Annotated in this window: 14 protein-coding genes and 4 pseudogenes; 6 read left to right on the top strand and 12 right to left on the bottom strand. The window is 45.6% G+C overall.

Going from position 1 to position 15325, the window contains the following annotated elements; genetic code table 11:
* Complete coding sequence (locus tag HV261_RS24130; RefSeq protein ID WP_004098989.1) at positions 1 to 570, bottom strand: recombinase family protein; 570 nt, start codon at positions 568 to 570, stop codon at positions 1 to 3.
* Positions 571 to 729: 159 nt separating this feature from the next.
* Here HV261_RS24130 and HV261_RS24135 point away from each other — a divergent pair.
* A pseudogene (locus HV261_RS24135) lies at positions 730 to 951 on the top strand (DUF4158 domain-containing protein); the annotation flags it as partial.
* 38 nt (positions 952 to 989) lie between these two features.
* A complete protein-coding gene (locus tag HV261_RS24140; RefSeq protein WP_001067855.1) occupies positions 990 to 1694 on the top strand; it encodes an IS6-like element IS26 family transposase in 705 nt (234 codons plus the stop codon).
* A 54-nt stretch (positions 1695 to 1748) separates the two neighbouring features.
* On the opposite strand, the pseudogene HV261_RS24145 reads toward HV261_RS24140, so the two are convergent.
* Positions 1749 to 1958 (bottom strand): annotated as a pseudogene (locus HV261_RS24145) (PLP-dependent transferase); the annotation flags it as partial.
* An 81-nt stretch (positions 1959 to 2039) separates the two neighbouring features.
* A pseudogene (locus HV261_RS24150) lies at positions 2040 to 2942 on the bottom strand (L-serine ammonia-lyase, iron-sulfur-dependent, subunit alpha); the annotation flags it as partial.
* Positions 2943 to 2998: 56 nt separating this feature from the next.
* On the opposite strand from HV261_RS24150, the gene HV261_RS24155 reads away from it, so the two are divergent.
* Positions 2999 to 3696 (top strand): IS1 family transposase gene (locus HV261_RS24155; protein WP_223429336.1). Its coding sequence is split into 2 segments (ribosomal slippage): positions 2999 to 3248 and positions 3248 to 3696, totalling 699 coding nucleotides; the frame shifts between segments, so codons are not numbered across the junction.
* A 105-nt stretch (positions 3697 to 3801) separates the two neighbouring features.
* Here HV261_RS24155 and HV261_RS24160 read toward each other — a convergent pair.
* The 5 genes and pseudogenes from HV261_RS24160 to HV261_RS24180 all read right to left on the bottom strand — a co-directional run.
* A pseudogene (locus HV261_RS24160) lies at positions 3802 to 4093 on the bottom strand (L-cysteine desulfidase family protein); the annotation flags it as partial.
* A gap of 347 nt (positions 4094 to 4440) precedes the next feature.
* Entirely contained in the window at positions 4441 to 5082 is a 642-nt protein-coding gene (locus HV261_RS24165) for an ABC-type transport auxiliary lipoprotein family protein (RefSeq protein ID WP_000948259.1), read from the bottom strand.
* On the bottom strand, positions 5082 to 6020 hold the full coding sequence (locus HV261_RS24170) for an MlaD family protein (RefSeq protein ID WP_000449980.1): 939 nt from the start codon (positions 6018 to 6020) through the stop codon (positions 5082 to 5084). Before HV261_RS24170 ends, HV261_RS24165 begins: the two co-directional genes overlap by 1 nt.
* 1 nt (position 6021) lies before the next feature.
* A complete protein-coding gene (locus tag HV261_RS24175) occupies positions 6022 to 6813 on the bottom strand; it encodes an ABC transporter ATP-binding protein (RefSeq protein ID WP_001325019.1) in 792 nt (263 codons plus the stop codon).
* A gap of 5 nt (positions 6814 to 6818) precedes the next feature.
* On the bottom strand, positions 6819 to 7964 hold the full coding sequence (locus HV261_RS24180) for an MlaE family ABC transporter permease (RefSeq protein ID WP_001325018.1): 1146 nt from the start codon (positions 7962 to 7964) through the stop codon (positions 6819 to 6821).
* A 266-nt stretch (positions 7965 to 8230) separates the two neighbouring features.
* Here HV261_RS24180 and HV261_RS24185 point away from each other — a divergent pair, with 266 nt between their 5' ends.
* Entirely contained in the window at positions 8231 to 8935 is a 705-nt protein-coding gene (locus HV261_RS24185; RefSeq protein WP_001067855.1) for an IS6-like element IS26 family transposase, read from the top strand.
* Between the two features lie 242 nt (positions 8936 to 9177).
* On the opposite strand, the gene HV261_RS24190 is transcribed toward HV261_RS24185, so the two are convergent.
* From HV261_RS24190 to HV261_RS24205, 4 genes are all read right to left on the bottom strand, one after another.
* Positions 9178 to 10304, bottom strand: a protein-coding gene (locus HV261_RS24190; protein ID WP_085954994.1) for an IS3-like element ISSen4 family transposase whose coding sequence is annotated in 2 segments (ribosomal slippage) — positions 9178 to 10040 and positions 10040 to 10304 — 1128 coding nt in all. Because the reading frame shifts where the segments join, the coding sequence is not laid out codon by codon here.
* Positions 10305 to 11110: 806 nt separating this feature from the next.
* Positions 11111 to 12085: a hypothetical protein gene (locus tag HV261_RS24195; RefSeq protein ID WP_202039748.1), complete on the bottom strand. Its 975-nt coding sequence runs from the start codon at positions 12083 to 12085 to the stop codon at positions 11111 to 11113.
* A 23-nt stretch (positions 12086 to 12108) separates the two neighbouring features.
* Positions 12109 to 13224, bottom strand: coding sequence for a toxic anion resistance protein (locus HV261_RS24200; RefSeq protein WP_016241599.1), 1116 nt, complete (start codon positions 13222 to 13224; stop codon positions 12109 to 12111).
* Between the two features lie 6 nt (positions 13225 to 13230).
* Positions 13231 to 14001 (bottom strand): hypothetical protein, encoded by a 771-nt coding sequence (locus tag HV261_RS24205; protein ID WP_016241598.1) that lies wholly within the window; start codon positions 13999 to 14001, stop codon positions 13231 to 13233.
* A 170-nt stretch (positions 14002 to 14171) separates the two neighbouring features.
* Between HV261_RS24205 and HV261_RS24210 the strand changes: the two genes are divergently transcribed.
* Both HV261_RS24210 and lepB read left to right on the top strand, forming a co-directional pair.
* The gene (locus HV261_RS24210) at positions 14172 to 14588 is read left to right on the top strand and encodes a hypothetical protein (protein WP_016241597.1); all 417 of its coding nucleotides are present in this window, start codon (positions 14172 to 14174) and stop codon (positions 14586 to 14588) included.
* Positions 14589 to 14592: 4 nt separating this feature from the next.
* Positions 14593 to 15321, top strand: coding sequence for a signal peptidase I (gene lepB, locus HV261_RS24215; RefSeq protein WP_007372211.1), 729 nt, complete (start codon positions 14593 to 14595; stop codon positions 15319 to 15321).
* Positions 15322 to 15325 lie beyond the last annotated feature (4 nt).

A 15325-nucleotide genomic window follows, 5' to 3' on the forward strand; every position in this document is an offset into this window, starting at 1 on the left:
TCATCCTTCGTTAGAGTTAATAGCTGTTTTTCTTTTCAGCCTAAAATAGGTCGCCCTTGATATACCCGTTTTTTCCATTACTTCCTTAACTTGTACGTCCTTATTAATCAATTCATTAGCTAATTCAGCCTTCTTGTGAGGCTTTCTTCCGAATTTGACCCCCTTAATCATAGCGGTCTTCCGCCCATCGTTAGTTCGCTCCAAGATCCTTTCTCGTTCCGCCTCGGCAACAGCTGCTAGTATCTGGATAACCATTTTTCCCATTGTGCCTTCAGTACTAAGACCATTCTCTAGAAATCGGATAGCGATGCCTTTTTTATAGCAAGTATCCACAATACGAATCATATCAGCGGTATTACGTCCTAGACGATCCATTTTAGTACAGAGGATGATGTCATCTTTCTCCGCTCTGGCAAGGAGTCTCTGTAGCCCTGCACGCTCATCAGTTGCTCCTGACATCATGTCAGTAAATACACGATCATCCCTCACTCCCGCTGTTTTGAGTTCAGTAATCTGGCTCGTCAGTTTCTGATGGCTGGTTGATACTCTTGCATATCCTAATAATGCCATTTTGGTCTCATAAATCGATATTGATACTGCGTAGTATCATAAGGTATAAATCGCGATTTTTGATACTAATGTATGATGCCGTTTTGAGCAGTCTCACAATTTATAATATTTGAGACGGTTAAAAAAAGGACAGAACTCCCGTTTACGAAAGGATGCGCAATGAGTGATGACTTTCTTACCAGCGAACAGACAGAAAACTACGGTCGCTATGTGGCAGACCCAAATGAGGTTCAGCTGGCTCGGTATTTTCATCTGGATGAGCGTGACCTTGCTTTTATTAATCAGCGACGGGGAAAACATAACCGGCTGGGGATTGCACTTCAGCTGACTACGGCGCGCTTTCTGGGAACGTTTCTGGCACTGTTGCAAATAGTCGGTGGTGATAAACTTATCATCCCCTTTTGCTGATGGAGCTGCACATGAACCCATTCAAAGGCCGGCATTTTCAGCGTGACATCATTCTGTGGGCCGTACGCTGGTACTGCAAATACGGCATCAGTTACCGTGAGCTGCAGGAGATGCTGGCTGAACGCGGAGTGAATGTCGATCACTCCACGATTTACCGCTGGGTTCAGCGTTATGCGCCTGAAATGGAAAAACGGCTGCGCTGGTACTGGCGTAACCCTTCCGATCTTTGCCCGTGGCACATGGATGAAACCTACGTGAAGGTCAATGGCCGCTGGGCGTATCTGTACCGGGCCGTCGACAGCCGGGGCCGCACTGTCGATTTTTATCTCTCCTCCCGTCGTAACAGCAAAGCTGCATACCGGTTTCTGGGTAAAATCCTCAACAACGTGAAGAAGTGGCAGATCCCGCGATTCATCAACACGGATAAAGCGCCCGCCTATGGTCGCGCGCTTGCTCTGCTCAAACGCGAAGGCCGGTGCCCGTCTGACGTTGAACACCGACAGATTAAGTACCGGAACAACGTGATTGAATGCGATCATGGCAAACTGAAACGGATAATCGGCGCCACGCTGGGATTTAAATCCATGAAGACGGCTTACGCCACCATCAAAGGTATTGAGGTGATGCGTGCACTACGCAAAGGCCAGGCCTCAGCATTTTATTATGGTGATCCCCTGGGCGAAATGCGCCTGGTAAGCAGAGTTTTTGAAATGTAAGGCCTTTGAATAAGACAAAAGGCTGCCTCATCGCTAACTTTGCAACAGTGCCTAGATACCTCCTTCCAACTCAGCCAAGGCGGTTTCATATGCATATCTTGTCGGGTTACTGCAACGGGAATAACAAAACTCCCCTTCTTCGCCTAAATTTGGCTGAATGAAGGAACTGGCGGTAGTAATCGGTGGAAAAATAGCATTATTGCCCCGGTCAACTTGATCTCCGGCATGGATAACCAGAGTCGCGATCGATTTTGATTTGCTCATTATTTGTCCCTTTAAATTTTAACGATAGCCCGCCGATCATTATTAATAATGACGTTAGGCCACGCGGTTAAACCGTAATATTTATTTACGTGTCATTATACTGATAATTTCTTTATCTGTTTGCCTCATTGGCGATAACACTAATTTACATAAATTATTGATAGAACCTTCAACATCGCAGGAAACAATGCCATCACGCTCCCCTGCAACACTATTTTGTTGCGCCATCAACACCGACTTAAATGCACAGGCGGTAGCGGTAGACACTTTCATGGCACAACTATTTGATGCACCATCGCAAATAATGCCACTAATATCACTGATCATATTACTGACCGCGTAGGAGATAGTTTGAAAATCTTGGGTCAATAACCAACTCATACCTGCCGCCGCCCCCATTGCTGCCGTTGACGCCGCACACAATGCAGACAATCGGGTATAACGCATATGAATTGAGATTGCGGCTAGATGGGCCAACGCTAATGCCCGGGCCAGTGTTTCATCATCTGTATTAAGATGTCGGGCAAGTGTCACTACCGGCATTGTCACGGTAATCCCCTGATTACCAGAGCCATAATTTGACATCGCGGGTAAGGGTGCGCCGCCCATACGGGCATCTGATGCCGCAGTGGTGTTGATCAACATTTGACTCAGTAAGTCAGTGCTGATAAAGCCATTTTTTCTGGCTTGCGACAACGCGCCACTCACGTTCAAACCATAGTTCTTCCTTTGCCCCTCGTCAGAAAGCGCGGTATTAATCTCAGCACTTTTCAGCATAAACATGATGTCTTTAGCGGCGACATCGGTTACAAATTTAAATGCGTCGTTAAGGGAAAATTCGGGTAGTACCCCACTATCATTGGCGGCAATTAGGTCTCGGACTAATATTTGCTTTATATTATTAATATAAACTTCAGTGACATTAGTATGGCTACCTTGAATCACTACCCGGCACTGATCACTAAGACTATATAGCGTAATATCGGGTGATGCTGCCAACTTACTGATTTAGTGTATGATGGTGTTTTTGAGGTGCTCCAGTGGCTTCTGTTTCTATCAGCTGTCCCTCCTGTTCAGCTACTGACGGGGTGGTGCGTAACGGCAAAAGCACTGCCGGACATCAGCGCTATCTCTGCTCTCACTGCCGTAAAACATGGCAACTGCAGTTCACTTACACCGCTTCTCAACCCGGTACGCACCAGAAAATCATTGATATGGCCATGAATGGCGTTGGATGCCGGGCAACCGCCCGCATTATGGGCGTTGGCCTCAACACGATTTTACGTCACTTAAAAAACTCAGGCCGCAGTCGGTAACCTCGCGCATACAGCCGGGCAGTGACGTCATCGTCTGCGCGGAAATGGACGAACAGTGGGGCTACGTCGGTGCTAAATCACGTCAGCGCTGGCTGTTTTACGCGTATGACAGGATACGGAGGACGGTTGTGGCGCACGTCTTCGGTGAACGCACTCTGGCCACACTGGAGCGTCTTCTGAGCCTGCTGTCGGCCTTTGAGGTCGTGGTATGGATGACGGATGGCTGGCCGCTGTATGAATCCCGCCTGAAGGGAAAGCTGCACGTAATCAGCAAGCGTTACACTCAGCGCATTGAGCGACATAACCTGAATCTGAGACAACATCTGGCAAGGCTGGGACGGAAGTCACTGTCGTTCTCAAAATCGGTGGAGCTGCATGACAAGGTCATCGGGCATTATCTGAACATAAAACACTATCAGTAAGTTGGAGTCATTACCTAATATCGATAAAAATAAAATCCGTAGCATCTACTGCGTTTAGACACACGTTACCTGATTCATTAAATATATAGGCTTCGGTAATTTGTGTCGCAGTAATATCTTTTAATACTTCTAAATCGGCATCCGCGTTACCACCAATAGCCCCTATTGCCGCCGCAAGAGTGACTCCGCAATAGCTTGTTCCCGGAATAGTGACTCCCATCGCATTTTTATACAGATTCTCCGATATATTCCCCGTTATTTTTAATATCGGTGCGTTGAGATATTTAGCAGCCACTGCGGCAGCATACGCAATAGCAATAGGCTCAGTACAACCTAATGAAAGTTTCACTTCCTTTTTCAACCAATCGAGTAATTGTTGATGTGTTATTTTTTGCATTTGAAGTAATTAATCAGTGATTTGGATTATTTTTATCTTAGGGTTTTACGGGGAGAAATACTTTTCCTATTTTCTTGTTGTTTTTAATGCTTGGAGAATATTGTTCTCTTTAACAAAAAAGATAACCACAGAACAATTTAAATAAAAACATATTAAAAACAATGAAATAGATAACTCAAACACCATTAATCCCTTACTCAATGAGATACTAATCACAAAACAATAAAGAGAATATTTTCCCCTTAGACGCAATTATTCGCCTTGAATCATTAAACTAGACGATAAAAAAGGCGAGTTAGCTACTGCCAACTCGCCTCAGATAAAACCAACCGGTGCTGGTTTAGATATCAACCCTGCGCAGGGGATTGCTGCATCGTCCAGTTGAGCACTTGAGTGGCTAACTGGTCACTGGCCAGGCCAAAGGCCTGAACCACCTCGTTCATCTCGTTACCTTTTATCGGTTGGCGAATGTCAAACTGGCGAGTCGCAATAATCCTACGATCTGAAATTCTTACCAGCCGAGCATCAAAACGGATCAGCACTTCGCTGCTACCAACATGGTATACCCCTTGGAACGCGGACAGATCACCACTCAACTCCACATCAGCCTGCAAGCTATCATCGTCGCTACTGACTGCACGGATTCGCCCATCGCTACGGAACGCCTGAATAAGACGATTGCGCACCAAAATCGGCGCCGAATCACTCCAACGGGAGTTTTTATAAACCGCAATCTCCTGGCCCTGAGGCTGCACCGCTATGCGTGAGCTATTAAGAAACTGGTTCGTCGCCGGTTGTGAAACCCGTAATGACCAGTTTACTGTCTGCGCGTGTGGCACACTGACTGCAGGTGGCACCGGCAGAAGATAAACTTGTGATACAGGGGCCGAAGGTAAAATGGTGCAGGCAGAGAGCAGTATCGCCCCCCCGGATATCATCAATAGCCACACGCGGCGGCCTGCATAGCGCATCACATTAAAAGAGAGCATTAAGGCGTAAACTCCTGTGTTCTTTCACGGCCGCGCAACAAGGCCGCTGGGTTTTCTTCCAAACGAGAAACGGCGGCACGTAATGTCGCTAATGTTCTGCGCAGCTCATCTACTGCCGGCCCCAGCTCATTCATCCCTTGCATCCCGTTATTGAGTGAGGTTTTATTTTCACTCACCAATTTATTGAGGATGGTACTGGTATTTTGCAACGATGCCATGGTTTTGGCGGCATCACTGACCAGTTGTTTCCCCTGCCCATCCATTAAGCCGTTAGCATTACGCAGCAGGCGATTGGTTTGAGTCAGTGTCTCATTAGCCTGTTTACTGGCCTGCGCCAACTGCTGCAACAGGGTACGGAGATCACCACGTTGATCAGCCACAGTTTGGGTGACCAGCGCGAGATTATCCAGTGTCGTTACTAGGCGCTGCTGGTTATCCGGTGCCAGCAACTGGTTCAAACGCACCAACACTTCATTCGCATTGGTCATGAAATTCTCACCGTTAGCCAGTAACTGGCTCATCGGCGAAGGGGTAGCAATAATGATAGGAACCTCGTCATCTTTGCCCTCCAGCAACGGGCTGGTCTGGCTGCCACTGCTGAATTGAATATTTGAGGTGCCGGTAATACCCGCGACGGTGAGACGAGCTTGGGTATCTTCGCGTATCGGAGTAGATGCAGAAACGCGAATACGTGCCCAAACCTTATTCGGATTGTCTCGGTCCAGGCGTAATTGCGTCACCTCACCGACTCGAATCCCGCTGTACTGAACGGTGCTACCCTGTGACAGGCCACTCACAGGCTCATTGAAAACGATATCGTACAATCTGAACTGGCGATCAGAACCGGAATTTGTCAGCCATAGGCAAAACAGCAGCGCGGCACTCACCACAATAAGAGTGAACAAACCAATAACGACATGATGAGCACGGGTTTCCATATTACAACCTCTCTCCACTGTTAATTGCCGCTGCCTGATAAGCAGCCCGGCCACGTGGGCCATGAAAATACGCCTGAATCCAGCCATCATCAGTCGCTGCAACTTTATCCAGAGTATCAACCACCAGCACTTTTTTCTGCGAAAGCACCGCCACACGATCACACAGTGTATACAGCGTATCCAGATCGTGGGTCACCAAGAATACCGTTAGATTGAGGGCATCCCGCAGGGTGCGGATCAAACTGTCAAACGCCGCCGCACCAATGGGATCAAGACCCGCAGTCGGTTCATCAAGAAACAGAATATCCGGGTCCAGTGCTAAGGCACGGGCTAGCGCAACACGCTTGACCATACCACCCGACAGAGATGCTGGATACTTACTGCCAGTGCCCGGCGGTAGCCCAGCCAGTGCCAGTTTAACCTGAGCCAATCGCTCAGCCTCAGACCGGGGTAATCCGGCGTTTTCTATTAATGGTAATGCCACGTTCTCGGTCACGGTTAGAGAACTGAACAGTGCGCCTCGTTGAAATAATACGCCGAATCGGCGCTCGACCATGGCGCGGGATTGACCTGACAGTGCCATTAAATCCTTGCCAAAAACATGAATTTTCCCGTCAGTCGGACGACGTAACCCAACAATACTGCGTAACAGAACAGATTTACCGGTACCCGAGCCACCAACCACGCCAAGAACTTCGCCGCGCTTAACATCAAGATTCAACCCTTGATGCACGCACTGTACGCCAAAGCAGTTAACCAGATCGCGAATTTGAATGATTGCATCTTGCGTCATTTGGCTCACCACCCCATTTCCATGAAAAATAGCGCTGCCACGGCATCAAGCAAAATCACCACAAAGATCGAATGCACCACACTGGTGGTGGTATGAACCCCGACTGATTCAGCACTACCGGTTACTTTGAACCCCTCCAGACAGCCAATAATAGCAATCAGGAAAGCAAAAATAGGGGCTTTACTTATTCCCACCAGAAAATGCTGCAACCCATTACTGTTTTGCATAATCGACAAAAACATAGTGGGAGAGATATCCAGTGTTAAGGCACACACCACCATGCCACCGAAAATACCGCAAACCATGCCAATAAAGGTTAGCATCGGCAGAGAGATCAATAGTGCCAAGACGCGCGGTAGCACCAACAGTTCGACCGGATTCAAGCCCAGTGTTTGGATAGCATCAATCTCTTCATTGGCTTTCATCAAGCCAATTTCAGCGGTAAAAGCACTGGCTGTTCGCCCTGCCATCAGGATCGCGGTAAGCAGTACCGCAAATTCACGTAGAAAAGAAAATACCACCAAATCGACGGTAAAAATGCCCGCGCCGAAAGTAGTGAGTACGGTTGCACCGAGAAAGGCGATAACTGCCCCCACCAAAAAGGTGAGCAACATAATGATCGGCACAGCATTGAGGCCAATCTGTTGAATATTGGCAATTAATGAGGTAATGCGCCAGCGGGAGGGGCGAAAAAGTGTTCCCAGCAAGGTTTCCAGCGCCAGACCAATAAAGCCCAATAGTGACTTAATATCTTGCCATAAGTTATCTACCGAACGGCCGGTATTAGCCAGCATCTCAAGCCAAAACCGTGTGGGTTTTTCAGACAACTCAGGGGTTAAGTCAGGCAATACATGGCTTACCGTTTCAAGTAATATCCTCCGCTCTTCTGGCAATTTAGGCGCAAGTTCGCGTAAATTTGCTACACGGTCCTCACCCAGAAGCAGAGCTAACAACGTTGCACCGGCGGTATCTAACGCCCCCAGTTGGTTGAGATCAAATACCCCCCCACTGGGCATATTAGCGCGCAATTGCGCAACGCGCGGCTCCAAAACGCAGTAATGCGCCAACACCCAGTCCCCCCGGATATAAACTCTGGGGGGCTGAGCCGCGCTATCGAGATCAAGTTGTGCGGGGGACGTTTGCTCAGTCATTGCTCAGACCTTACCTATTTCAAACTCTAATGTTTCAAACCCTAAATAGGTATATCACACAGTTAAGTAAGAGTAATGACTGTTTAATTAATGAAGTGTTAACCACACCCTAATCAGTGAGGTGTGGCACGCTGTTTGCCCAATTGCCGTATTTTCCTCTCTGGCAGGGTAAACCAAACGACTACCGCCAGCAGAATTAACAGGGCACTGTTGCAAATAGTCGGTGGTGATAAACTTATCATCCCCTTTTGCTGATGGAGCTGCACATGAACCCATTCAAAGGCCGGCATTTTCAGCGTGACATCATTCTGTGGGCCGTACGCTGGTACTGCAAATACGGCATCAGTTACCGTGAGCTGCAGGAGATGCTGGCTGAACGCGGAGTGAATGTCGATCACTCCACGATTTACCGCTGGGTTCAGCGTTATGCGCCTGAAATGGAAAAACGGCTGCGCTGGTACTGGCGTAACCCTTCCGATCTTTGCCCGTGGCACATGGATGAAACCTACGTGAAGGTCAATGGCCGCTGGGCGTATCTGTACCGGGCCGTCGACAGCCGGGGCCGCACTGTCGATTTTTATCTCTCCTCCCGTCGTAACAGCAAAGCTGCATACCGGTTTCTGGGTAAAATCCTCAACAACGTGAAGAAGTGGCAGATCCCGCGATTCATCAACACGGATAAAGCGCCCGCCTATGGTCGCGCGCTTGCTCTGCTCAAACGCGAAGGCCGGTGCCCGTCTGACGTTGAACACCGACAGATTAAGTACCGGAACAACGTGATTGAATGCGATCATGGCAAACTGAAACGGATAATCGGCGCCACGCTGGGATTTAAATCCATGAAGACGGCTTACGCCACCATCAAAGGTATTGAGGTGATGCGTGCACTACGCAAAGGCCAGGCCTCAGCATTTTATTATGGTGATCCCCTGGGCGAAATGCGCCTGGTAAGCAGAGTTTTTGAAATGTAAGGCCTTTGAATAAGACAAAAGGCTGCCTCATCGCTAACTTTGCAACAGTGCCTTCCTGAATACTCCAAGCTCATTAATCAAGGTATCGTGCCTGAAAAACTAAGTACGGGGGCTATTCACTTCCACGAAACGGCAAAGAGCGACATTGCTCAAGCCTGTTGTGAGTTGTATCAGCAATCACCTGAAAATAGTCGCGTCATGGCACCGACCAAGTGACCTGCCCCCACGATTAGATACAACACTCAGTTAGTAACGTCGGAATCTTCATTCTCAGAATGACCCTTTCTCCAGCCCGCTGCAAATTCAGACGGTGTCTGATAATTCAGCGTGGAGTGCGGGCGGCATTCGTTATAATCCTGCCGCCAGTCATTAATAATTTTCCTGGCATGAACGATATCGCTGAACCAGTGCTCATTCAAACATTCATCGCGAAATCGTCCGTTAAAGCTCTCAATAAATCCGTTCTGCGTTGGCTTGCCCGGCTGGATTAAGCGCAACTCAACACCATGCTCAAAGGCCCATTGATCCAGTGCACGGCAAGTGAACTCCGGCCCCTGGTCAGTTCTTATCGTCGCCGGATAGCCTCGAAACAGTGCAATGCTGTCCAGAATACGCGTGACCTGAACGCCTGAAATCCCAAAGGCAACAGTGACCGTCAGGCATTCCTTTGTGAAATCATCGACGCAGGTAAGACACTTGATCCTGCGACCGGTGGAAAGTGCGTCCATGACGAAATCCATCGACCAGGTCAGATTGGGCGCCGCCGGACGGAGCAGCGGCAGACGTTCTGTTGCCAGCCCTTTACGACGTCTTCTGCGTTTTACGCTCAGGCCACTGAGGTGATAAAGCCGGTACACGCGCTTATGATTAACATGAAGCCCTTCACGGCGCAGCAACTGCCAAATACGACGGTAGCCAAAACGCCTGCGCTCCAGTGCCAGCTCAGTGATGCGCCCTGATAAATGCGCATCAGCAGCCGGACGGTGAGCCTCATAGCGGCAGGTCGACAGGGATAAACCTGTAAGCCTGCAGGCACGACGTTGCGACAGACCGGTCGCATCACACATCAACATCACGGCTTCCCGCTTCTGGTCTGTCGTCAGTACTTTCGCCCAAGAGCCACCTGAAGCGCCTCTTTATCCAGCATGGCTTCGGCAAGCAGCTTCTTGAGTCTGGCGTTCTCTTCCTCAAGCGACTTCAGGCGCTTAACTTCAGGCACCTCCATACCGCCATACTTCTTACGCCAGGTGTAAAACGTGGCATCGGAAATGGCATGCTTGCGGCAGAGTTCACGGGCGGGTACCCCAGCTTCGGCTTCGGCTTCGCGGAGAATACTGATGATCTGTTCGTCGGAAAAACGCTTCTTCATGGGGATGTCCTCATGTGGCTTATGAAGACATTACTAACATCGGGGTGTACTAATCAACGGGGAGCAGGTCACTATTGCCTTCTTTTATGAATTTTACTCAGAAGAAGTTAACCTTTAATCCACGCTAAATCAATTGCTTCCAAGCGTACATCATTTCGCTAAGTAAGCGCTCTAGCGGTTTCGCGCCCGCAAGACCGTGGTTAAAAACTTAATAAGAAATACTAAACGTTAAATCAGCTTATACTGTTGATGGATAGTGCAGGTGTTTGGGAGATTTATTCGTGGATTAACTAAAACCTGCAATTCAGTAACAGCCAAAGTCAATGTCCGTTTTTGGCACAAAGCCGAGATCCGACGAAGTGGTACTTTCCGTGAAAGTTGTGGTGCGATTAATTTGCAACACGTGGTAAGGAGCGGTTGCAATGTGGTGGTAAATTAAGTGCAATTAATCAAGAAGGTGAATCAATGAGTGAACAACTGAACTGTCAAAGCCGCATGGATGCGGCGACAACTCTGTACTTGCCGCAAATAACTATCCCCGTCCTGCTAAACCAATGACGTAACTCCTATCTCTCCCGACTTGTTGGAACAAGTCGCACTCACAAGGTGCAATTAAACACTGAACAAAAATTCATGGATGAATGGTTACCGCCGAAGGACTCGGCGCAAATAAAAAACGTACATACCATTATACACAGTATGTACGTTTGAAATGAAAGCCGCTGACGTTATATGTAAAGCCCTGTCACTCACTCACACGCGAATAGACACTGTTTTTACTATATACTCCGCAGGGGCGTTTTATTTTATTTCGACAGATATTTAATATTAGACTCTATCAAATAAGTAAGCCTACGGCCATTTCTAACCGTCAGCAGTATAATCACCACAAAAATTACGGCAAGTATAAAAAATATTAGAGCAGTACTTTTTATAATATATTTAATATAATTGGATTTAAGATCATTTCCCGACTTCCAAGCAGAAAGAGGATTTGAAGCAAGCGCACCAGACTTGTAACCAATGTCATAAATATGGTAATCAATAGCTTTATAAAGTTGTGAATCAAACAGTGTGTTTTTGTCTTTGACACTATCCTCTTTATATTCAGGCATTAACAAAACCAAGTTTCCAAGATGATTTTTATAATTGCTATCAGATACTTTTTCAGCAGTAATTATTACACCTCTGAGTAACAGGCCATCGATATCTCCCAGTTTTTTTGCAGTAGCTGGTTTAGGATCTGCAAGTGCTTTTTCAACTGACTTTCTTAGTAAACTCCCTCTGTCTCCATAGATTTCATACAAAGAGTCCAAGTCTCCAGTTTTCATAGCAGTACTTATTTTGTCGGTATTGTATTTATAATTATGAGGCTCATCACCAAATGCAGCAATAAATAAATTAAACCCTACAAACAATACTATGCAACTTGTCATTATCTCAAGTTGTAAACCATTCCCATTAATAATTGCCCCTAGTATTACAATCAATATACATACACCCACACCAACTCTTCCATATATGGAAATAAATGATCCTGTCGTATCAAAAGCATTTTCAGGAACTAACTCATTGGAGCGTAGAATGTTGAATATATCGTCAGAAACCTGTTTGACTTGCTCATCTACTGGCATGTCTGATGGAATACAAAACCATAATATTAGAAATATAATAGCGAAGATTAGAGATATAGCTAAGGTAAAATATATAGCTCTATCACGCTTCCGTCTAATAGCATTCTCAACATCATCATATGGATTACTTTGTCTGATTCTAGCCATAGCACATCCTCTAAATTTAACTATTATTTGGAAGACAGTTCTTTTGCTACCATAAAACGCTTCTCCTTCCATTGCGCTGCGCGAGCTTCAAGCTGGGTATGTTGCGTCTTGGCTCGGTCGTGGATTTTTTTAATTTCTCGACCGGCCTCATTGATCTGGTTTGATATGTAATCAATTGTCTCAACATCATATACAGTACGATTAGCTGTTTTGGCTACACGAATACTGCTCTCTTTTACTAACAAAGCTTGACGTCTGGCTTGTTGATTTACAGAATCACCAATTGCCTGAATCAGTAATGAGCTTTTATCACTCCTTTCGGCCTGGTCAATAATAAGATGGCTGCGTTTAGAAGATGGTATCGTTACTTTAATAATAGTTTCAAACTGGTCTACCATCGAGAGGTTATTGAACTTCATCATTTTCATCATCTTTAGGTCTTCAAATGCCTTTTGTTGTTCCGTGATCATGTCATTTCGACGTTTTGTTATGAGGGCGATTTGATGTTCAATATTCATTGCTTCCATGCTCAGCATGGTATTATCAGGCTGATTTTTTAGTTCCTTACGAATAGAAGCCTGAACTGTTTGTAACTTCTCCAGAATGTAATAGGCAGCTACAATGTTAACCCCTGTATTTTTTACACTAGTTAAAGCTTGGTCATACATTCCATCAATATTTTTATTCATTTCAAACAACCCCTCCGATATGCTTTCGATATCCGAGGTTAAAATATCGATTTGTCCTTTAACTAAATCAAATCTTGACATTGCACTAAAATGAAGACCGATGGCTTTCATTATGAAAGGCCCAACATACGGTATCCGTGACAGTTTCTTTTGAAGATAACTTGGTTCGACTGCATTACTGACTTCACGAGCCAGTGCAACAATCTCATTCAGAGTCTCTCCCTTCTTGCCCTGAGATGATGAGCTGACGCTGAGAAGGAGGTTATCAAGATAATTAATATCAGTAGTGTCCTCCAATCGTCCAAAGTTATGCGCGGCATCAATATCACCAATCTGGAAAGATCTGACTGCATCTTTTATTGATGATTCCATACTTACATCAACAGCATATTTATCAAATTCCTTAGCCACTTTGACATCTAATATATCAATACTATTTATGATCTTCATGTTATCTCACCTTATGTTCTTATTTAATTTATTGACCAGCTTCTTGAATTTTTCATGAGCCACTTCATCAATACCACTACAAACACCACTGGCGTTGATGTTCTTAGCCTGCCCTTCCCACATAGGTAATAAATTATCTTTAATATCTCGAAGGCTATCTTTTACATCGACAGCTGTTTCATAGCTCATTTGTGCTTGAACCTGACTTAGTTTTAAACCAACAAGAACTCCCTGAAAGTTATTAACTCTTATCCGTAGCCTGTTAATTGCCATATATTCATTGCTTGTGACACTATAGTCACACTCGTTCTTATTTTTCAGATATGACTCAACAACATCTATGAAAACCTCTAGCTGATGAATATCTTGCGCATAGATTGCCTCCAAACCCTTCGTGATTTCAGCATGAGCGGTTAGCATTTTGAAATGATCAGGTATCCGTTCGCATAGTTTCATAACTACTTTGTTATAAATATCTAGCTGGGCTTTCCGTAAGATTTCGGAACCTGTTAAATGATCGAACATCCGACGAAAAAGATTCTTTTTTCCCTTTGAGAAATTGACTTCCGCTTTTGTCATTGCGTCTATGAGATGGTAAATTTCATCTAAGAGCGACTTTTCAATATCACTCATCTTAACTGCTTCATCAATTGACATTTCATGCCCATTGATGTTGAGGACACATTTTTGATTTGAAATAAGCTCTGGCCCAAATCTATCGTAACTTAATGGGTCTTTAACAAAGGCTTCAACCATCTTAGTGGCATCACTGCTCATTTCAATTCTCCACAAATTTCGATAGAAAAAATTTACCATGTTCTCTTAAACTATCGAAATTCCTGACCATATAATGTCCGTTTTTCGGGGTCGTTTTGCGTTCAAAAAAAGTCGGAGAAAATTTGTCTGTCTATAAGATGGTGTAAACAAGTATAACTATGGTGGATTTCATGGTTAAATTTATACCCATTATGGTGGTAGCGGGCAGAACGCAGGCCAACTCTATTGCCAGGTTTCTACTGGATTCAGTGCTGGTGTGGTCATTATTGTGCTGGCTCAATACAATTATTCCATTCTATGTGCCGTTGGTAATAACCATTACAACATGCACAATTTATGCACGAGTTGGTTATAAAGTATTTTTCAAGCCGTTAACCTTCATGAAAACTAGAAGTTTTTATGTCGATGCTGAAAAACCAACAGTTCAACTCAATTACACATTAGCTGGTGGGCAGGCGAACCAATTTTTCACTTTAGCCCAAAAAACCACCAGCATCCATTTTGTTTACCTTTTCACCTGTCTCGTATACCTGTTTTTGGGTAAATCGCTCTCTAATTACGCAAAAAATATTAAGCGTGGTATATAACTCCATGAAACCGTTAATTATTGTTTTTATCATCTCTGCACTTTACCTCTCTTATCAGCTGATAAGGTCTCGTCGTCCAAAACATTGGTTGATAGTTTCCTCCTCATTGTCGCTTGCGGTTATTGTGTCCTTTCAGTTTCTCGGCGGTGTATTCCTGATCCCGACAGAATCCATGTACCCAACTATAAAACCTGGAGACTTGGTTATCGCTCAGCGTGTAGGTGGTTTATTCGATCATCGCGCTATTAGGCGTGGGGACGTACTCGTTTTTAACGCCCCTTCTGTTCCCGGCGTTTACTATGTCAAACGCGTATTAGGTATTCCTGGCGATACCGTCACATACAACGAAGAGAAAATCTTCTCGATAAACGGTAAACAAAACGGAAACCAGATTAAAAAAGATGGTTTTACTACTCAATACCAGGCAGATACCGACACTGCCGGTCAAAGTTATATCTTCCAGACAGATAACCGTATCGGCTACGTGAAAACGGGTAAGAAATGGATCATTCCCGAAGGATACTACTTTATGGCCGGTGATAACCGAGACCATTCGCTTGATTCCCGTTACTGGGACAATCCCCCTGGCACACCTAGGAACCTCAGAGGTCTCATTCCCCATGATAGTCTCGTAGGGCGAGTAAATTTCAGGATCGTCAATTTAGGCTTTCTGGCGCGTGGGGATTCAGGTGACCGTTCCATTAAACAACGACAGCAGCCGCATCAAAGGTAATCAG

It is taken from the genome of Citrobacter sp. RHBSTW-00671 (genome assembly GCF_014103415.1).
GTDB lineage: Bacteria > Pseudomonadota > Gammaproteobacteria > Enterobacterales > Enterobacteriaceae > Citrobacter.